Genomic DNA, 20,717 nt, shown 5'->3' with positions numbered 1-20,717 from the left:
TATGTTATACGTTGATAAATAACTGAATAAAAATTATGTGTTATCATTAGATATTGTAACTATTAAAATAGTTTGTTTCTATTTTCTTTACGTAAAAAATAGTTTTGGGTTTTTATATAAAAAATTTTATGCATAATGAAGAAGAAAAGAATTAAAATTTTTGATACATCATTACGAGATGGTGAACAAATTCCAGGATGCAAGTTGAAAACTAAAGAAAAAATAAAAATTGCGAAAAAATTAGAAGAATTAGGTGTTGATGTTATAGAGGCTGGATTCCCTATTTCTAGTCCAGGAGATTATAACTCTGTACAAGAAATTTCTAAAAATATATCAAATTCAGTTGTATGTGCTTTATCTAGAGCTTTAGAAAAAGATATAAATATAGCTTGGAATGCTATAAAATTTGCTAAAAAACCTAGAATTCATACCGGAATAGGAACTTCAAATTATCATATTCGTTACAAATTTAACAGTAATAAAGAAAAAATAATAGAAATAGCTGAAAAAGCGGTAAAATATGCAAAAAAATTTACAGAAGATGTAGAATTTTATGCAGAAGATGCAGGTAGAACAGAAAATATTTTTTTAGCAATAGTATGTGAAAAAGTTATTAAAAGTGGGGCTACTGTAATTAATATTCCTGATACTACAGGATACTGTTTACCAAAAGAATATGGAGAAAAAATAAATTTTTTAAAAGAAAATGTAAAAGGAATACACAAAGTAATATTATCCACACATTGTCACAATGATTTAGGGTTGGCTACTGCTAATTCTTTATATGGGGTAATTAATGGAGCAGAACAAGTTGAATGTACTATTAATGGAATTGGGGAAAGAGCTGGGAACACTTCATTAGAAGAAATTGTAATGATTATGAAACAAAATCCTAGTTTAAACTTTTATACAAGTATAAAAACTAGACAACTAACAGATGTTAGTAGTTTAGTTTCTAAATATACAGGAATAAAAATTCAGGCAAATAAAGCAATAGTTGGTATGAATGCATTTTCTCATTCATCTGGTATACATCAAGATGGGGTAATTAAAAATAAAGTAACATATGAAAGCATTAATCCAAGAGATGTTGGTGTAGATAGGTCATCAATTGTTTTAACTGCAAGAAGTGGAAGAGCAGCATTGTCATATCGTTATAAAAAATTAGGAATTATTTTGAATAAAAGTTCTTTAGATTTAGTTTATTCTATTTTTTTAGAATATGCAGATAAAAATATAGAAATTACGGATAAAGAATTGATGATTATATTAGAAAAAGCAAAATTAAACAAAAAAAATTTTTTACATTCTGATATTAGAATAAATGTTATATAATAATAAGATAAAAAAACCAAAATCATTATTTGATAAAATTTGGGATGCACATTTAGTAAAAAAATTAGAAAATAATATAGATGTTATTTATATAGATAAACATTATATACATGAAGTCACTAGTCCACAAGCATTTTTAAAACTAGAGGAAAAAAATTTACAAATTTTTAGGCCAAAACAAATTATTGCTACAGTGGATCATAATGTTCCTACAATAAACCAACATCTTCCAATATCTGATCCTTTATCAAGAAACCAAATAAATTTATTAACAAATAATTGTAAAAAGTTTGGAATTCATTGCTTATATAAATTAGGTGATAAGAATAATGGTATAGTTCATGTTATTGGACCTGAATTGGGTCATACATTACCTGGAATGACAATAGTTTGTGGAGATAGTCATACTTCAACTCATGGGGCATTCGGATGTATCGCTTTTGGAATTGGAACTAGCCAAGTAGCTATGGTAATGGCTAGTCAATGTTTATTATTATATAAACCAAAACAAATGAGAATTTGTATAAATGGAAAGTTGAAAAAAAGTGTTACATCAAAAGATGTAATATTGTATATTATTTCCAAATTAGGTGTTAATGCAGGAGTTGGATATTTTATAGAATATAGTGGGACTGTATTTGATAAAATGAGTATGGAAGGAAGAATGACAATTTGTAATATGAGTATTGAAATGGGATCAAAAGGTGGTCTTATTTATCCAGACAAAATTACTATAGATTATATTAATAAAATATACATTAAATTAAATGAAAATATAATAAAATATTGGAAATCATTAAAAACTGATAAAGATTTTATTTTTGATAAAGAATATACGTTTAAAGCAGAAGAGATTTCTCCTATGATAACTTATGGTACAAATCCAGGAATGGCCATAAAAATAAATGAATCTATTCCAGATAAATCATTTTTTAATGAAACATCTTTTAAATCATTGAATTATATGGGTTTTTGTCCAGGAGAATCTTTAATTGGAAAAAATATAAATTATGTATTTATAGGAAGTTGTACTAATTCTAGAATAGAAGATCTTAGACTAGTAGCATCTATAGTTAAAGGAAAAAAGAAAGCTAAAAATGTTAGAACTATTATTGTCCCTGGGTCTAATAAAGTAGTAGAACAAGCAAAAAAAGAAGGATTAGATATCATTTTTAGAGAATCTGAATTAGAATTTAGACAACCAGGATGTTCGGCATGTTTAGGGATGAATGAAGATAAAATTCCTTCAGGAGAATATTGTATTTCTACCTCTAATAGAAATTTTGAAGGTAGACAAGGCCCAGGAGCAAGAACTTTACTTGCAAGTCCTTTAACTGCGGCTGTTGTTTCTATAGTAGGTAAAATAGTAAATATAGACAAATATGTTTATGAAGAAATTAAAAGTTATTATTAGTAGAATAGTACCTCTATATATAGATGATATAGATACAGATCAGATTATCCCTGCTCGTTTTTTAAAGGAATTTAAACGTAAAGTTTATGCAAAAAATCTTTTCATAGATTGGAAATATAAAAAGAATGGATTGATAAATAAGGATTTTATTTTGAACAATCCTAATTTTAAAGGAAAAATTCTTTTGTCTGGAAGAAATTTTGGATGTGGATCTAGTAGAGAACATGCAGTATGGGCTCTTTTAGATTATGGATTTAGAGTAATAATATCTAGTTTTTTTGCTGATATTTTTAAAGAAAATGCATTAAATAATGGGTTGTTACCAGTAGAAATATCAGATGTTTTTGTAAAAAAATTATTTAACATTACGAAAAAGAATCCAAAAATTAAAGTAAAAGTGGATTTATTAAATCAAAAAATATCTATTATAAATACAAAAGAAATTAATACTTTTTATATTCATCCATACAAAAAATATTGTTTTATTAATGGATATGACGATATAGATTTTTTAGTTTCTATGAAAAAAGAAATAGAAATTTTTGAAAGAAAAAAAAAATATATTTTTTAATATGGAAAAAAATATTTCTGTAATATATGGAGATGGAATAGGCCCTGAAATTATGAAAGAAACAATAAAAATTTTGAATTCCATTACAAAAAAATATGGACATAACTTTTATTATCACTATTTATTAGCTGGTATTGAAGCAATAAAAATGACAGGGAATCCTATTCCAGAAAAAACATTACAAATTTGTTCAAAATCAGATGCAATATTATTGGGATGTATAGGGGATCCTGCATATAAATGCAAAAGTGGATATAAAAAAATTACACCAGAAGATGGTTTATTACAACTTAGAAAGAAAATGAAATTATATTGTAATATACGTCCCGTAATTTTTTATCCAGATATTCATAGATCACCTATAAATAGAGAATTATTAAAAAATGTTAATTTTGTTATATATAGGGAATTAACTGGGGGAATTTATTTTGGAGAAAAAGGAAGGAATGAAAGTGGAGAATTAGCTTATGATAATTGTATATATTCTAAAAATGAAATAGAAAGAATTGGTAATTTAGCATTTAAAGCTTCTATTAGTAGAAGAAAAAAACTAACCTTGGTAGATAAATCTAATGTATTAGAAACTTCTAAATTATGGAGAGAAGTTATAATTAAAATAGGATTATCTTATCCTGAAGTAAAACTAGATTTTTTATATATAGATAATGCAGCTATGCAGATTATTCTAAATCCTAGTAGATTTGATGTTATTTTAACGGATAATATGTTTGGAGATATTTTATCAGATGAATCTAGTGTAATATGTGGATCAATAGGAATGTTACCTTCTTCTTCCATAGGTGGAAAGACTCCATTATTTGAACCAGTTCATGGATCTTATCCTAAAGCAAAAGGAAAAAATATAGCAAATCCACTGGGATGTATATTATCTGGATCTATGATGTTGGAATATTTTGGAATGCATAAAGAAAAATGTCTTTTAGAAGAAGCTGTAAAAAAATCTATAGAAAATGGTGTTTTTACAGAGGATATTTGTTATAATACAAATCCAAGTACAACAGAAGATGTTGGAAATTATATTAAGAAATATATTGATAATCAATAAGTTTTTCTACTATTGGAATTTTAGGATCCAAAATTTCTGAAATTCTATATAATAGATGAGGAAGAAAATATTCTTTATAATTTTTGTATGTTATATTATATTTTTCTTTAAAAAAAAAGTTTATTGGAATTTTAAATATAGAATTATCCATTGATTGTATAGGAGAAACAATTCCTATTAAAGGTGAATATTTTTTATTTATCATATTAGAACTAAACCATAAATATGTATAGATAAGTAATTGCATAATATTTTCGTATTTTGGATTAATAAAAATATCTTTAACATCTTCTTTATAAATGTTTATTGATTTTCTTTTTGAAATCCCTATTTTATAATCAATAATTCTTATTTTTCCATCTAATTCATCTATACGATCTATTATCCCATGTAATTTTACTTTTTTAGATTTTATTTTTAATAAAGTAGATGTTTTATATTCTATTTTTTTTATAATAATATTGTGCCCATTTTTAATATATTTTTCGTCCCATGAAAGAAAATTTTTTATATAATTTTTTATTATAAAGTATAATAACATGTTTTCTCCACTTATTGTTTTATTTTCTTCTAAAAAAAATTTATTTATTATGATGTCTATTATACTTTTTTTTTCTTTAATCCAATCAATAGTAATATTATTTCCTATTATAGAGGAATATAATATTTTTAGTATTTTATGAATAATTTTTCCTATTATTATTCTGGGAAATTTTTCTTTTTCTTCTTGTTCATTTATTTTTAATATTTTTTTGCAATAAAAAAATATTGGGTTTTTATTATATAATTTTATAGAACTTGGAGAGATCCCACTATTTACAAGATTGTGTAAAGAATTAAGAAAAGATTTAGTTTTACTAATTATAATAGGATTTTCTATAATATTATTAGAAATATTAAACATTTTATTTTCAATTGATAATTTTGATATAATTTTTAATTTTTTAATAAATGGACTGCTTTCTCCATTATTTATTTCATCTGGGTGGGTTTTGAATAAAAGAAATGTTTTTTTTGAAGATTTATAAATTCTTATAAAATTAAGAAAGTAATAATCATTATTATTATTATAAGAATTAATATTAAATTTTTTTTTAATATCAAATGGAATATAAGAAAATTTTTTTTTTTTTGGAGGAATTACTCCACTATTAAAAGAAGTTATTATTGTTAAATCAAATTTTTCTATGAAATTATCTGTAAATTCTTTAACAAATAATCCTTTTTTGTTTATAGTTTTATAACGTATTTTTCCAGTTTTAACAAACTGTTCATACATGTGGTAAAAATCGTTAATTTTAAATGAAAATTTATTTTTTATCCTTGTTATTATTTTAATTTTTAAAATAAATTTTTCTAATTTAGAAAGAAATTTTAATTCTAAAAAATGTTTTTTTACATTATAAAACAAATAATTTTTAAATTTTCTTACTATACTTAAAATCCCTATTAAAACATTTTTTATGTTTAGTGTGTTTATTTGAAAAATAATTCCAATATCATTTTTAGAAAAAAATTTTTTTATATATCCATCTAACAATAAATTTTTTATGTATTGTTTTATTAGTATATTTTTTGAATGTTTATTCAATAAAAATTTAAAAATAGATTGAAAAGTATAATTAATAGGAATTATTTTAAAGGGATAATCTATATCGAATGATATTTTTATTTTTAAAATATTGTTTACAGAGTAAATTATAGGAATTATAAGATTTATATCTCCTGGAATTATTAATATATTATTATGGGTTTTTGTCTTTTTTTTTTTAATAAATTTACGTATTATTTTTTCTAAAATTTTTACTTGTTCTATTTCTTTAGAAACACTTATTATTTTCAATTTTGAAAAATTATTAATTTTATTATCATTATATTTTATAATGTAATCTTTTGTAAAAAATTTTTTCATAGATAATTCATATAAGTATCCTTTATGGTATTCCTTTATTTTTTTTATAAAATTATTTTCCCATTTATTAAAAATGAAATCTTTTCTAAAAAAAAATATAATCTCTTCACATGAACTATTTGATAAAAAATTATATAGATTAGGAACTACTTTTTTAAAAAGTAATTCTTTATAAATTATTCTTTTTATAATTAGTTGAGAATGTATTAAATAATAATACTTTTTAATAATATCCCAAAATATAAAAGGATTTTCTTTATAAAAAGAATTTTTACACTTCCATTTTTTTATTGTTTCTGTAGAAATAATATTTGAGAAAAATTTATCAATATTAAAATCAATATTTTGTATATCATATAAAATATTAGGAATCCATTTTAAATATTCTAAAGATTTTTTTACTAAAAAATCACTTTCCTTTAAAAAATAAAGAAAATGAAGAAAGATATAATAATTATCTATTTTTTTTAATCCAGAAATCTTTTCTAAGAATTTTTCTATTGTAAAAAATTTAGTTTTTGTATTTTTAAAATTAGCATTATATTCATTTGATAATAATTCTATAAAAGTAGAATCTTTTGATATGAATATAAATCGTTTTTTTAAAGTTTTTCCATCATCAAAAAATGACGATATATTTCTTATTATTTTTTCTATTTCCACAAATATTTAAGTATTAAGGAAAAATCTTTCAATGGTTATTTTATCTTGTTTAATTTGATATTGTAATTGTTTAATAGAATTGAATTTTATTTCTTTACGAATAATTTTTATAATTGATATTATTATTTTTTGTCCATAAATATTTTTAAAAAAATCAAAAATATGTACTTCTATTTTAATATTTTTTTCTTTATGGGAAATAGTAGGATTAATTCCAATGTTTAACATACCTTTATAAATTTTATTTAAAAAATGTATTTTTACTGCATAAACTCCTTTTTTTGGAACTAGTTTTATTGGATTAACTTTTAAATTTGCAGTTGGAAACTTAATAAGTTTTCCTATACCTTTTCCTTTTACAACATATCCTGATAAAGTATAAAAATATCCTAAAGCTTTATTTGCCCAATCTATGTTCCCTAATAAAAGAGATTTTCTAATTTTTGTTGAGCTAATAATATTCATTTTTAATTTATATGGATAAATTTTTAAAAGTTTAAATCCATAAATATGAGAAAGTTTTTTTATTTCTTTGTAAGTTCCACATCTATTTCTTCCAATATGGAAATCGTATCCAACAATTAATTTTACAATTATTATTTTAGAATAAATAATTTTTTGTAAGAAATCTTTTATATCTAACTTAGAAAAGTTTTTTGTAAATGGGTGTATTATTAAATGTTTTATCCCCGTTTTTTTTAAATTTTGTATTCTTTCAGAAATAGTATTTAAATATAAAAATTTTTCATTTTGTGATAATATTTCTTTCGGATGTGGATGAAATGTAAGTAATACTGAAGAATATTTTTTGTTTTTTTTAAGAAAGAAACTTTTTATTATTTTTTTGTGCCCTATATGTACTCCATCGAAAATTCCTATTGTAAATACACATGGATTTAAAGAGTAAAATTCATCTATAGATGAATAGATTTTCAAAATTTTTTATATTTTCTCTTACATTTACAAATATAAATATATAAATAGATATTTTATAAAATGTAATATGATAATGCAAAATCATAGTAATAAAAAAATAAAAGGAATAATTACTAAAATTATAGGACCTGTAATAGACGTTTTTTTTGAAAAAGACGTAGAATTACCTAATATTTATGATTCGTTGGAGATACATTTATCTAAAGAATTAAAAATAGTTTTAGAAATTCAACAACATATTGGAAACAATAAAGTAAGATGCTTATCAATGGAGGAAACAAATGGATTAAAAAGAGGTGATGAAGTATATATGACTAATAATCCAATTAGTATTCCAGTAGGAGATGAACTAAATGGTAGAGTGTTAAATGTTTTAGGAGATTGTATTGACGGTTTGGGAAATATAGATACTTCATTATTTATGCCAATTCATAACGATCCTCCTGAATTTAAAAACTTATCAACAGAGACTGAAATATTATATACTGGAATAAAAGTAATTGATTTGATTGGACCTTATCCAAAAGGAGGAAAAATAGGATTATTTGGTGGAGCTGGAGTAGGAAAAACAGTATTAATACAAGAATTGATAAATAATATTGCAAAAGGATACGGAGGTAGATCAGTCTTTGCTGGAGTAGGTGAAAGATCAAGAGAAGGGAATGACTTGCTAAGAGAGATGATAGAATCTGGTATTATTAAATATGGAGAGTCATTTGTAGAATCAATGAAAAATGGATTTTGGGATTTGTCTAAAGTAGATAAAGAAGTTTTAAAAAAATCTAAAGCTACTTTTATTTTTGGGCAAATGAATGAGTCCCCTGGGGCAAGAGCTAGAGTAGCTTTATCCGGATTAACAATTGCTGAATATTATAGAGATAAGATAAACAAAAAAAGAGAAGGACAAGATGTATTATTTTTTATAGATAATATATTTAGATTTACTCAAGCTGGGTCAGAAGTTTCCACCTTATTAGGAAGAATTCCATCGTCTGTAGGATATCAACCTACTTTATCATCAGAAATGGGAGTAATGCAAGAAAGAATTACATCTACTAAAAAAGGTTCTATTACATCTGTACAAGCTGTATATGTTCCTGCAGACGATTTAACTGATCCTGCTCCAGCAGTAACATTTTCTCATTTAGATGCAACTACAGTTCTTTCTAGAAAAATTGCTTCTTTAGGTATTTATCCATCAGTAGATCCATTAGACTCTACTTCAAGAATCTTATCTCCAGAAATAGTAGATAAAAATCATTATGATTGTGCACAAAAAGTTAAAGAAATTTTACAAAAATATAATTCATTACAAGACATAATAGCTATTTTAGGAATAGAAGAACTAAGTGATGATGATAAATTAATTGTCTCCAGAGCTAGAAAAGTACAACGGTTTTTATCTCAGCCTTTTCATGTAGCAAAACAGTTTACTGGAATAGAAGGGGAATTTGTAAAAATTGAAGATACTATAAAAGGATTTAATATGATAATAGATGGAGAATTAGATAACATTCCAGAAATATCATTTAATTTAAAAGGAACTATTGAACAAGTAATAGAATCTGGAGAAAAAATTATATCAAATATTTCATGAAAATAAAAATATTTAAATTACAAAATATTGAATATAAAGGAGAAGTAATTTCGATATATGCTCCAGGAATAGATGGCTATTTTCAAATATTAGATAATCATACTTCATTTATTTCTATTCTAAAAAGTGGAATATTAAAATTTTATTTTTATGAAAAAAATAAAAAAATTATAAAGAAAATGAAAATAAAAAATGGAATTTTTCAAGTAAAAGAAAATGATGTTTTAATTTTTATATGATTAATTTTTTCCTTAAACTAAACTAAAATATTCTTTTCTATTTTTGAATATTTTTATAGCATTTAAAATAGATTTTTAAAAATAATTTGCATTTGCAATTCATTTTTTTTCCATATCATATACGACTAAATGATACGGAATAGTACTGAACTTACTAAGATCAGCAGTAAAATTAACTACATTATGGGGTCTAATAATTTTAAATGTAATTAATCATTGATAATGATACATTGCTAAAACAAATTTATTTACAAAAATAAATTATCTAATATAATATGAGCCAGTAACTAATAATTTTTTTTAAAAAAAATATTTAATAGCTAGTATTATGTTTTTTTCTTATTTTACTACTAAATCTTTTATCAAATATTACAATAATTTTGAGATTATATCCTAAAACTGAAATTTAAAACAATTTTTAATTTATCATTATTATTATTAATATAATAATATAATAATTCTCCACCTAATTAATGTATTTTATAAATATTAAGTATAGCAAAAAAATGTAAATTATTTAAAATTCCTTAATTTTTTATTCACTAGGGCTGTAACAATAATATCTATTTATTTTTTTTTAAAGCTTTTGTATTTTGTAGCTTTTTTTATAAAATATTTTTAAAAATATTTATATTAATAATTGTATTTTTTTTGCAATTATTTTACAGTAAAATATGTAAATAATCAAATTTATATATGATTTACAAAAGTTTACTAATTTTGTATTATAAAAAAATATGATATTATGTCTGATATTGCATCTAGAGTTCATGCCATTATCGTAGATAAACTAAGTATAGAAAAAAATGAAATTTTTTCTAATACTCGTTTTACTAACGATTTAGGAGCAGATTCATTAGATATAGTTGAACTTATAATGGAATTTGAAAAAGAGTTTGATATTAGTATTCCTGATGAAAAAGCAGAGAGAATTACCACTGTAGGGGACGCTATACAGGCCATAGAATATATTTTAATTGAAAAAAATAATTCACAAAAAAAATAAAAAATAATATAAATTCTGTTATTATGTAACAATAAAATATGGATAAATTAAAAAGAGTAGTAGTAACAGGTATTGGAGCAATAACTCCAATAGGAAATAATATTAAAGAATATTGGAGTTCTCTTATAAATGGTAAAAGTGGATCTGCACCTATTACTTATTTCGATACTAAAAAATATAAAACAAAATTTGCTTGTGAATTGAAAAATTATGATCCTAATATTTTTTTTAGTAAAAAAGAACTTAAAAAGTTAGATCCATGTTCTCAATATGGTATAGTGGCATCTGAAGAAGCTATAAAGAATAGTAAAATTAATTTTTCTAATGAAAAAAAAGATAGAATTGGAGTAATTTGGGGTTCAGGAATAGGTGGATTACTAAATTTAGAGGAATCAATATCTGATCATATAAACAGAAGTAACTATCCTAGGTTTAGTCCATTTTTTATCCCTAAAATGTTGATAGATATTACAGCTGGAATTATTTCCATTAACTATGGAATACAGGGGCCTAATTATGCAACCGTTTCTTCTTGTGCATCTTCTTCTAATGCCATAGTTGATGCTTATCATTTAATATGTTTAAATAAAGCAGATGTAATTATTTCTGGAGGATCAGAAGCAGCTATTACGCAAAGTGGAATTGGTGGGTTTAATGCTATTCATGCATTGTCTATTAAAAATAATGAATATAAAACTGCATCTAGACCTTTTGATAAGGATAGAGATGGTTTTGTATTAGGAGAAGGAGCAGGGTGTATACTTCTTGAAGAGTATGAACATGCTAAAGATAGAGGAGCATATATATATGCTGAAGTAATAGGAGTAGGTATGTCTGGAGATGCTTATCATATTACAGCGCCACATCCAGAAGGAAAAGGAATTATTTTAGCTATGAAATCAGCTATAAAAGATTCTGGAATTAAACCAGGAGAAGTAGATCATATTAATTCACATGGAACTTCTACTAAATTAGGAGATATTGCAGAAGTAAAAGCTATGAAAAAAGTTTTTTCTAATAACATTTATAATATAGATATTAATTCTACAAAATCTATGACTGGACATTTGTTAGGAGCGGCAGGAGCTATAGAAGCAATAGCGTCTATTCTTCCTTTGACAAAAGAAATAATTCCTCCAACTATTAATTTATTTAACATAGACAAAAATATAGATTCTAAAATAAAGTTTACTCCAAATAAATACATTAAAAAAAAAGTATCAATTAGCATGTGCAATTCATTTGGATTTGGAGGTCATAATGTTTGTATTTTATTTAAAAAAATAAATGTTATTTGACTAATAATGTTAAAAAAAAAAAGTAAAGATCCTACTTTAGTTAAAAAATTAAAGAAAATATTAGGTTTTTCTCCAAAAAATATAGATTCTTTAAAAGAAACATTTATATATAATTTTTCTGCAAAAAAAAGAAATTTAAATAAAAGTTATTCTGTAAACTTCCAAAGATTAGAATTTCTAGGAGATTCTGTCTTAAACACTATAATCTCACATTTTTTGTGTGAAAAGTTACCGGAAAAAGAAGAAGGTGAATTGACACAAATACGGTCAAAAATAGTGTGTAGAAAAAATTTAAATAAACTTTCTAAAAAATTAACTATTACAGATATATTTTTCGATAAAACTGTTATATACGAGAATAATGTATTGGGGAATACATTAGAAGCTTTAATAGGATTTATATATTTAGAAGTTGGATATCAAGGATGTAAAGAATTTGTTCATAAAAAAATTATACATGATCATGTAAATATAGTAAAATTGCAAAATGAAATTTTTAGTTATAAAGTCTGGATAATAGAATGGTGTCAAAAAAGAAAATTTTTGATAAATTTTAACACTTTTAGAGAAGAAAAAGAAAAAAATAGAATTATTTATTTGTCTGAATTTAAGATAACAGAATATGACCTTATTACTAAGGGGAGAGGTCCATCAAAAAAAAAATCAGAAGAAATGGCAGCAAAAAAAGCGTATTTTATTATTATTAATAAAAAAAATATAAAAAATCTTTAAATAAAAGATTATGCTTAATCAAAAAAAATTTTCTTATATAACAAAAGGATATGGTCATCCTTTAATATTGCTTCATGGATTAATGGGGGGATTAAGTAATTTTAAATATATTTTAGACTTTTTTCCAAAAAAAGGTTACAAAGTAATTTTTCCATCTTTACCTCTTTATAAAATGCCTTTATTATTAACAAATATTTCTAATTTATCTAAATATATAATGGAATTCTTAGTAAGAATAAAAGTTAGAAAAGTTACTCTAATTGGAAATTCTTTAGGAGGACATGTTGCTTTAATTGTAGCAAAAAAAAGATTAGATTTAGTACATTCAGTTGTATTAACAGGTAGTTCTGGTTTATTTGAAAAATCTATTGGATACAATTTTCCTAAGAGAGAAAATTATGAATATATTAAAAAAAAATCTCAAGAAGTATTTTATGATCCAAAAATAGCTACAAAAGAATTAGTAGATGAAGTTTTTAATATTGTTAATGATAAAAAAAAAGTAATAAGAACTTTATATCTTGCTAAAAGTTCTATTAAATATAATATGTCTAGAGATTTATCTATGATTACTCAACCTATTTGTTTAATTTGGGGTAAACAGGATCATGTTACTCCACCAGAAGTAGCAAGATTATTTCACAGATTATTACCAAAATCAGAACTCTATTGGATAGATAAGTGCGGGCATGTTCCTATGATGGAACATCCAGAAATATTCATTAAAATATTGGAGGATTGGCTATCTAAATTAAACTTAAATAATGAAAATTACTTCTGTAAAATTTAAAGAAAGTGTTATTAGTATTTATAGGCTATTGACCATGAAAAATAAAGTTGAAGAATATGCTTTTGTAGGTAGATCAAATGTAGGAAAATCTAGTTTAATAAATTATTTAACTAATCAAAAGAGAATAGCAAAAGTTTCTTCACTACCTGGAAAAACAAAATATATAAATTTCTTTTTAATAAATAATAAATGGTATTTTATTGATCTTCCTGGTTATGGTTATTCATATAGAAAAAAAGGTATAAAAAAAAATCAAAAACTAATGATAAATTATATCCTTTATAGAAAAAAAATTACTTGTTTATTTTTATTAATAGATTGTAATGTATCAATACAGAAAATTGATTTTTTTTTCATAAAAATTATTATGAATAAAAATGTAAAATTTTGTGTTGTTTTTACTAAAGTTGACAAATTAAGATCAAAAAAAAAGGTAGAAGAAAGTATTTTTTTTTGTTTAAACAAATTAAAAAATAAAAAAATAAAAATACATAAGTATTTTGTAATATCTGCAAAGAATAAATTTGGAAAAAAAAATATAATTAAATATATAGAAGAATTGAATAAAATTAATTATAAACAAAAACTAAGTATTCCTAGTTCATAGGATTTTAAACCAAATCCAAAAATTGTCCCTTTACAAACGTGTGATATAAATGATTTTTTTCTAAAATTTTCTCTTGCATAAATGTTGGATATATGTATTTCTATTACAGGAGTTATAATAGTTTTAATAGCATCTGAAATTCCTATAGAAGTATGAGTATATGCTCCAGCATTTAAAATAATTCCGTTTGATTTTTTGAACCCTATATTATGTAATTTATTTATAATCTTTCCTTCACAATTATTTTGATAGTAATCAATTTCTATGTTTGAAAAATATTTTTTTTTTTTTATTTTTTCTAGAAAGTCAAAGAAGTTTTCTGATCCATATAAATCTATTTCTCTAATTCCGAGAAGATTTAGATTAGGACCATTAATTATAGTTATTTTTTTTTTCATATAAAAAATTTTTTTCTAAAATTTCTTTAATTTTTTTATGACTAACCTGCATCCAGATTCCTCTTTTAATAAATTTTTTAGTAAATCCTCCAAAGTTTATTCTGTCTAGGTGTATTACTTTGTAATTTAATTTTTTGAATATTCTTTTTACTATTCTATTCCATCCTACACATAATCCTATTTCTATTTTTTTTTTATTTCTTTTTACACGTATGAAATTTACTTTTACTCTTCCTTCTTTAAGATATATTTCTCCTTTTCTAATTTTTTCCAATTCATCCGAACTAATTTGTTTATTTAATAATACACAGTAAATTTTTTGTACATGATATTTTGGATGAGTTAATTTTTCAGTTATTGTTCCATCATTTGTAATAAGTAACATCCCCGTTGTATTCCTATCTAACCTACCAACAGGGAATAATTTATATTTTTTTAAATGATTTGGAATTAAACTCATTACTGTTTTTCTATTTAATTGATCTTTTGTAGTAGTAACAAATCCTTTAGGTTTGTTAATTAATAAATAAACTTTTTCTTCTATTTGTATTTTTTCTCCATTTAGTTTAACAAGATCATTATTATTAATAACAGTTCCTAATTTGGTAATTATTTTCCCATTAACTTCTACAAGTCCTAATTTAATTAGTTTATCTGCTTTTCTACGTGATGAAATTCCAGATAAAGAAATATAGTGGTTTAATCTTATTTTTTTCATTAAAAAAATAAAATATTTAAAATCGTAAAACTTCTTTTACTTTATATTTATATTGAATTAATATTTTTTTTGATAATTTATAATTAGGAGAAAATCCTAACATATATCCTCCTCCACCAGATCCACATAATTTAAAATAATGAATATTATTATATATTCCTTCTTTCCATATTTTCAAAAGATTTTTCGGAATCATGGATTGTAAATGATGTAGTATCCAAATAGAAAGTTTTTTAACATTTTTTAATAAATTTTCAAAATCTGATGTTAATAAATGTTCAATACATTTTTCATTATATTTTGAAAATTCATATTTTAATATTCTTTGGAATTGTAAACGTTTAAATTTTTTTATAAAAATATTTATCATACATATAGTATTACATGGAAATCCAGAGTTTAGTAAAAAAATTGCTCCTTTTCCTTTTTTGTTATTTTTAGGAATTTTCATTATTGATATTTCTTTATATGAAAAAAGTAAAGGTTTATTCAAATAGCAAATTAAAGGATCCATTCCAGAACTTATTCCATGAAAGAAAGATTCCATATAACTAAAAATTTTTTTTAAAATTACTAAGTTATGGGTTTTATGTTTTTTAAAATAATTATCATATATTGCTGCAACTAAAGCTCCAGAACTTCCAATTCCGTATTTTATAGGAATGTTTGATTTAAAAAATATTCCATTTTTTATATCTTGAAAAAATTTTTCTAGATTGCATTTTGCAAAATACAATTTATTTTTTTTTTCTTTTTCTAAACATATAAAGTTATAATATTTTCTTATTTCTTTATTTGAATTTAAAAATAAAGGTTCGTTATTAAAATGTAAATTTAATTTTAAATTTCCTTTGTATACTTTGTATGGTATTGATAATGCTGGATAATCTTTTATTATACCATATTCTCCAAATAATAATATTTTTGCAGGATAATATATTGTTGTTTTCATATCATATGTAAATTTAAATAAAAGAATAGAAAAAATTTTTTTTATTTTTTTACTAATAAAAATTAACATGAAAATTGCTATATATGGACAAAAATTTATAAAAAAGAATATTGAATATTTAACACAGTTTATAGAATATGCATTAAACCGTTCTGTAGAGATTTATATAGAAGAATCATTTTCTGAAATATTATATTTTTTTGATGAATTTAAACAATTAAAATTTCCTATTTTTTCTAACTATAAAGATCTAACTAAAGATTTTTGTTTGATGTTTACTTTTGGTGGAGATGGGACAATATTGTCTGCTATTACTTTAGTAAGAGATACTAATATTCCTATAGTAGGAGTAAATACAGGTAATTTAGGATTTTTAGCAACTTTTAATAAGGATGTTTTTATAAAAAAAATAGATAAAATTTTTGAAAAAAAATTTTATGTAATGCCTAGAAGTTTGCTTTGTTTAGAAACTTCTATAACAAAAAAAAAAAAAGACAATTTATTTAATTATGCTTTAAATGAGATAGTTATTCTTAGAAAAGAAACAGTATCTATGATAACTATCGATGTTTATATTGATAACGAATTTTTAACTTCTTATTGGGCCGATGGATTAATTATTTCTACTCCAACTGGATCTACTGGATATTCTTTAAGTTGTGGCGGGCCAATTATTAGTCCTGAAAATAAAAATTTTGTTATTACACCTATAGCTCCACATAATCTTTTTTCCCGTCCAATAGTCATATCAGACAACAAAGAAATACGATTAAAAATACATAGTAGAGTAAAATTTTATTCTTTATCTATGGATACTAGATTAACTTCTTTAAAAGAAGAAAATGAATTATATATAAAAAAAGCTCCATTTTATATATATATTTTACAAGAAAAAAAAAATACATATTTTAAAACATTGAGAGAAAAATTACTGTGGGGAATGGATAAGAGAAATTAAATTACCAAGATAATTTATATTTGTATAATATAATATAAGGTAAGAATGTTCATTTTTATAAAAAATGAAAAAACTATTAGAAAAAATAGATAATAAAAACATTCCACATCATGTAGCTATTATTATGGACGGAAGTGGTAGGTGGGCTAAAAAAAGAGGAAGATTAAGGTCATTTGGATATAAAAGTTCTCTGAAATCTGTTAGAGAATCTTTGAACGCTTGTAAAGAATTAGGAATTCCTTATATTACTTTATATGTATTTTCTTCTGAAAATTGGATGAGACCTAAAAAAGAAATAGATAAATTAATGAATTTGTTTCATAGTAATTTAAAAAGTAGCTTAGAAGAAATACATGAAAATAATTTAAAAATTATCACTATAGGAGAAATAAAAAAATTTTCTAAAACAATACAAGATGATCTTAATTTTTTTGTAAATAAAACAAAAAATAATACATCTGGAACACTTATATTAGCATTAAGTTATGGTTCTAGAGAAGAAATTTTAAGAGCTACAAAAAAAATTGTAAAAAAAGTATGCAATAATGAGTCATCACTAAGAGATTTAAATTCTTCTTTTTTTAAAGATCATTTATATACAAAAGATTTACCAGATGTAGATTTAATTATAAGAACTAGTGGAGAAAAAAGAATTAGTAATTTTCTTCTTTGGCAATCTGCTTATGCAGAATTATATTTTACTAAGATTTTATGGCCTGATTTTCGTAAAAAAGATTTTTTCAAAGCTATTATAAATTATCAGAAAAGAGATAGACGTTTTGGTAATGTAAAATAATTTTTTATACATGAAAAATAAAATATTTTCAAAATTTTTATTATGTTTTTTTGTTGTAATAATTTTTCATAAATGGAATATGTTATCTAAAGCAACAGAGATTACAGAGACTAAAGATTATAATAAGGAACATTATGTACAAAAAACAGATGATGATTTTTCTAATAAAAATTTCATTGTGAAAAATATACGTTTAATTGGAAAAACTAAATACGATATAGATTTTATATCTAAAATATCTGGAATATATATTGGAGACACTATAAACCAAAGTAATATAGATATGGCTATTATTAATTTGTGGAATAAAAAACTATTTAACAATATATCAATATATAAGGAAAATAAGTATAATAACGAAAAAGAAATTGATTTATTTTTTTGTTTATATGATTTAATAGAGATAGATGAAGTAAAAATAGATGAATATGAAAATGATAATGATGGAAAAATGAAAGAAAATAATTATTTACTTTTTGGAAAAAAAATGATTTATCCTGGATATAAAATATCTTATAATGATATACAAGATATAAAAAATGAAATAATAGATGATTACGAAAAGAAAGGTTACAATGAAGCATTTATAAAATCAAATAACATTATCAAAAATATAAATAATAGAAATATATTACATTTTGTCATTAATAAAGGAAAAAAAATAGAGATAGAAGAAATAGTATTTGAAGGAAATAAAATATTTAGTGATAATGAATTACTAGATTTTATGAATGAAGTAAAAGAGAGTTTTTTCATACCTATGGTAAAAAAACCAATTTATGTTTTCATTGAGGATAATATAAAAAAAGATATAAAAAATATAAAGAAAAATTACCAATCTTTGGGTTTTAGATATGTTGACGTATTTTTAAATTCTATTTGGAAAAAACCGTCTGGAAATTATGGAATAAAAATAAAGATTGATGAAGGAAAAAAATATTATCTTGGAAAAGTAAATATTTATGGAAATAATATTCTAGATGATAGTTTTTTAAAAAATGTTCTTTATTATAAAGAGGGAGATGTTTATGATAGAGAACAAATAATGAAAAATATATTTAATACTTCTTTATCATCTTCTTCTAGTATCGTTTATTCTTATTTAAGATTAGGTAACTTATTTTCTAAAGTTTTTTCTATGGAAAAAAAGAAACTAGATTGTAATAAAATTGATTTAGATATTATAATAGAGGAAGATAAACCTATTTATTTAAAAGAAATAAAAATAACAGGAAATAAGATTACAAAAGATTATGTTATTAGAAGGAAATTAAAGACTTTTACCGGAGATATTTTTTCTCCTGAAAAAATAAAGGAAAGTATTAGTAATTTAGAAGAATTAGATTTATTTGATGATATATCTTTCAAATTTATACATGATAATAATAACACTGATAACAACACTGTAAATATAATATGGAATGTAAAAGAAAAAAGTGTAAATGAATTTCAATTTCAGTTTGGATTAGGAGGAGAAAGAGAAAACATTAGAGAATTCATTGGAAAATTAAGATTCAATTTTAATAATTTTTCTATTAAAAATCTTATGGATTGGAAATATTGGAATCCTATTCCTCAAGGAGATGGACAAAAATTGAGTATATATAGTCAATTAGGAAAATATTCTAGATCATATGGAATTTCTTTTTCAGAACCTTGCATTAATGAAAAAAATCCAGTATCACTCACTGTAAATACTGGATATTCAACTAAAGATTTGATAATGGATCATTATTCATTATATTCAAATAAACCTTTAAATATTTTTTTTGGAGAAAAATACATTTTTCAAAAAAAATTTGGGTCAATTCTTTTATATAAATGGCTAAACCATTTATATCCTTATACTAGTATGTCAATATCTGTTAATGGAGAAAAATATATATATAAGACTTTTAATCATAATAATTATAAATATGATTTTAATAATTTAAGTACTACTTTTTTAGTACAAAAAGATACTACTAAACCTAATGACATTTTTCCATTAGAAGGGCAAAATTTTATTTTTGATAGTGAGTTTTCTTTTCCGTATTCTATGATTTATAATAGTAAAAAAAAGGATAAATATAATAATAACAGTAGCAATATTTATAAAGAAACTACTGAAGATAAACGGTGGTTGGAATATTTTAAATTTAAAGTTCAATATGACTGGTATAAAGAAATTGTTAAAGATTTAGTATTAAAATTAGAAGGAAAAATGGGATGTATATTACCATATAAATTAAGAGAAGAAGAACTTTTATTACCATTTCAAAGATTCTATATGGGTGGAACAGAAGCAAAAGATTCTGACAATCATATTTCTCTTCGTGGATATTCTTTTCCAAAATCAAAAACTAAATATATAACACCATATTCTGGAGGAAATTTTTATAAGAAATTTATTTTAGAAACAAGATATTTAATAAAAAATTTATCTGATATGAAAATATGGACAAATTTTTTTATTGAAGGAGGTAGTTTAGATAAGTTATCTTCATCTAATACTAATAAAGTATTCAAATGGTTTGCTCTGAATAAATCTATTGGATTTGGAATTCGTATTTTTTGGAAACCTATAGGAATTTTAGGTGTAGATATTGGTTATCCTATTGATATTAAGAATGATTCAAATCCTTATTATTCAAAATGGAAAACAAATTTCTTCATAAGCAGATCATAAGGTTATTATTACTTATCATCAATAATTAATAATTTTTTCGTTTTTTTTTAATCAATAAAAA

Annotated in this window: 19 protein-coding genes; 14 read left to right on the top strand and 5 right to left on the bottom strand. The window is 22.5% G+C overall.

Features of this window, described 5'->3' with window-relative positions; all coding sequences use genetic code 11:
• Positions 1-135: 135 nt before the first annotated feature.
• Genes H0H76_RS02635 through leuB form a run of 4 tightly spaced genes read left to right on the top strand, consistent with a single transcriptional unit; the run spans position 136 to position 4,386 of the window.
• The gene (locus H0H76_RS02635) at positions 136-1,335 is read left to right on the top strand and encodes a 2-isopropylmalate synthase (protein WP_185855479.1); all 1,200 of its coding nucleotides are present in this window, start codon (positions 136-138) and stop codon (positions 1,333-1,335) included.
• Positions 1,325-2,749, top strand: a complete 1,425-nt coding sequence (gene leuC / locus H0H76_RS02630; protein ID WP_185855478.1) for a 3-isopropylmalate dehydratase large subunit — start codon at positions 1,325-1,327, stop codon at positions 2,747-2,749. The genes H0H76_RS02635 and leuC overlap by 11 nt, the downstream gene beginning before the upstream one ends.
• Positions 2,724-3,320 carry a 3-isopropylmalate dehydratase small subunit gene (gene leuD, locus H0H76_RS02625; protein WP_185855477.1) on the top strand — a complete coding sequence of 199 codons (597 nt, stop codon included), beginning with the start codon at positions 2,724-2,726 and terminating at the stop codon, positions 3,318-3,320. The genes leuC and leuD overlap by 26 nt, the downstream gene beginning before the upstream one ends.
• A 1-nt stretch (position 3,321) precedes the next feature.
• Positions 3,322-4,386 carry a 3-isopropylmalate dehydrogenase gene (gene leuB / locus H0H76_RS02620; RefSeq protein ID WP_185855476.1) on the top strand — a complete coding sequence of 355 codons (1,065 nt, stop codon included), beginning with the start codon at positions 3,322-3,324 and terminating at the stop codon, positions 4,384-4,386.
• Here leuB and H0H76_RS02615 read toward each other — a convergent pair.
• The gene (locus tag H0H76_RS02615; RefSeq protein ID WP_238783875.1) at positions 4,361-6,961 is read right to left on the bottom strand and encodes a PD-(D/E)XK nuclease family protein; all 2,601 of its coding nucleotides are present in this window, start codon (positions 6,959-6,961) and stop codon (positions 4,361-4,363) included. The genes leuB and H0H76_RS02615 overlap by 26 nt on opposite strands.
• Positions 6,962-6,967: 6 nt before the next feature.
• Positions 6,968-7,897, bottom strand: coding sequence for a bifunctional riboflavin kinase/FAD synthetase (locus tag H0H76_RS02610; protein ID WP_185855475.1), 930 nt, complete (start codon positions 7,895-7,897; stop codon positions 6,968-6,970).
• Positions 7,898-7,970: 73 nt separating this feature from the next.
• Here H0H76_RS02610 and atpD point away from each other — a divergent pair, with 73 nt between their 5' ends.
• The 7 genes from atpD (at position 7,971) to yihA (ending at position 14,166) form a co-directional block, all read left to right on the top strand.
• Positions 7,971-9,494 carry a F0F1 ATP synthase subunit beta gene (atpD, locus tag H0H76_RS02605; protein ID WP_185855474.1) on the top strand — a complete coding sequence of 508 codons (1,524 nt, stop codon included), beginning with the start codon at positions 7,971-7,973 and terminating at the stop codon, positions 9,492-9,494.
• Entirely contained in the window at positions 9,491-9,733 is a 243-nt protein-coding gene (locus tag H0H76_RS02600; RefSeq protein ID WP_185855473.1) for a F0F1 ATP synthase subunit epsilon, read from the top strand. The genes atpD and H0H76_RS02600 overlap by 4 nt, the downstream gene beginning before the upstream one ends.
• Positions 9,734-10,478: 745 nt before the next feature.
• Positions 10,479-10,739 carry an acyl carrier protein gene (locus H0H76_RS02595; protein ID WP_185855472.1) on the top strand — a complete coding sequence of 87 codons (261 nt, stop codon included), beginning with the start codon at positions 10,479-10,481 and terminating at the stop codon, positions 10,737-10,739.
• Between the two features lie 38 nt (positions 10,740-10,777).
• Positions 10,778-12,037, top strand: a complete 1,260-nt coding sequence (gene fabF / locus H0H76_RS02590; protein ID WP_185855471.1) for a beta-ketoacyl-ACP synthase II — start codon at positions 10,778-10,780, stop codon at positions 12,035-12,037.
• Positions 12,038-12,043: 6 nt separating this feature from the next.
• Positions 12,044-12,769, top strand: coding sequence for a ribonuclease III family protein (locus H0H76_RS02585; protein WP_185855470.1), 726 nt, complete (start codon positions 12,044-12,046; stop codon positions 12,767-12,769).
• Positions 12,770-12,779: 10 nt separating this feature from the next.
• Positions 12,780-13,559, top strand: coding sequence for an alpha/beta fold hydrolase (locus tag H0H76_RS02580; RefSeq protein WP_185855469.1), 780 nt, complete (start codon positions 12,780-12,782; stop codon positions 13,557-13,559).
• The gene (yihA, locus tag H0H76_RS02575) at positions 13,534-14,166 is read left to right on the top strand and encodes a ribosome biogenesis GTP-binding protein YihA/YsxC (RefSeq protein ID WP_185855468.1); all 633 of its coding nucleotides are present in this window, start codon (positions 13,534-13,536) and stop codon (positions 14,164-14,166) included. The genes H0H76_RS02580 and yihA overlap by 26 nt, the downstream gene beginning before the upstream one ends.
• Here yihA and H0H76_RS02570 read toward each other — a convergent pair.
• From H0H76_RS02570 to H0H76_RS02560, 3 genes are read right to left on the bottom strand one after another with little or no spacing between them, the layout of a single operon-like run.
• Positions 14,133-14,564, bottom strand: a complete 432-nt coding sequence (locus tag H0H76_RS02570; protein WP_185855467.1) for a type II 3-dehydroquinate dehydratase — start codon at positions 14,562-14,564, stop codon at positions 14,133-14,135. The genes yihA and H0H76_RS02570 overlap by 34 nt on opposite strands.
• Complete coding sequence (locus tag H0H76_RS02565) at positions 14,539-15,282, bottom strand: pseudouridine synthase (protein WP_185855466.1); 744 nt, start codon at positions 15,280-15,282, stop codon at positions 14,539-14,541. Before H0H76_RS02565 ends, H0H76_RS02570 begins: the two co-directional genes overlap by 26 nt.
• Before the next feature lie 16 nt (positions 15,283-15,298).
• Positions 15,299-16,303: a mevalonate kinase family protein gene (locus tag H0H76_RS02560; RefSeq protein ID WP_238783873.1), complete on the bottom strand. Its 1,005-nt coding sequence runs from the start codon at positions 16,301-16,303 to the stop codon at positions 15,299-15,301.
• Between H0H76_RS02560 and H0H76_RS02555 the strand changes: the two genes are divergently transcribed.
• The 3 genes from H0H76_RS02555 (at position 16,302) to H0H76_RS02545 (ending at position 20,656) form a co-directional block, all read left to right on the top strand.
• Entirely contained in the window at positions 16,302-17,192 is an 891-nt protein-coding gene (locus H0H76_RS02555; RefSeq protein WP_185855465.1) for an NAD kinase, read from the top strand. The two genes, H0H76_RS02560 and H0H76_RS02555, sit on opposite strands and share 2 nt — an antisense overlap.
• 64 nt (positions 17,193-17,256) lie before the next feature.
• Entirely contained in the window at positions 17,257-17,988 is a 732-nt protein-coding gene (locus tag H0H76_RS02550; RefSeq protein WP_185855464.1) for an isoprenyl transferase, read from the top strand.
• A gap of 10 nt (positions 17,989-17,998) precedes the next feature.
• Entirely contained in the window at positions 17,999-20,656 is a 2,658-nt protein-coding gene (locus H0H76_RS02545; RefSeq protein ID WP_185855463.1) for a BamA/OMP85 family outer membrane protein, read from the top strand.
• Positions 20,657-20,717: the final 61 nt, after the last annotated feature.

This window comes from Blattabacterium cuenoti, assembly GCF_014251275.1.
Taxonomy (GTDB): domain Bacteria; phylum Bacteroidota; class Bacteroidia; order Flavobacteriales; family Blattabacteriaceae; genus Blattabacterium; species Blattabacterium cuenoti_AG.
The sequence above is the reverse complement of the archived record's forward strand: the minus strand, read 5'-3'. Positions and strand labels throughout refer to the sequence as shown.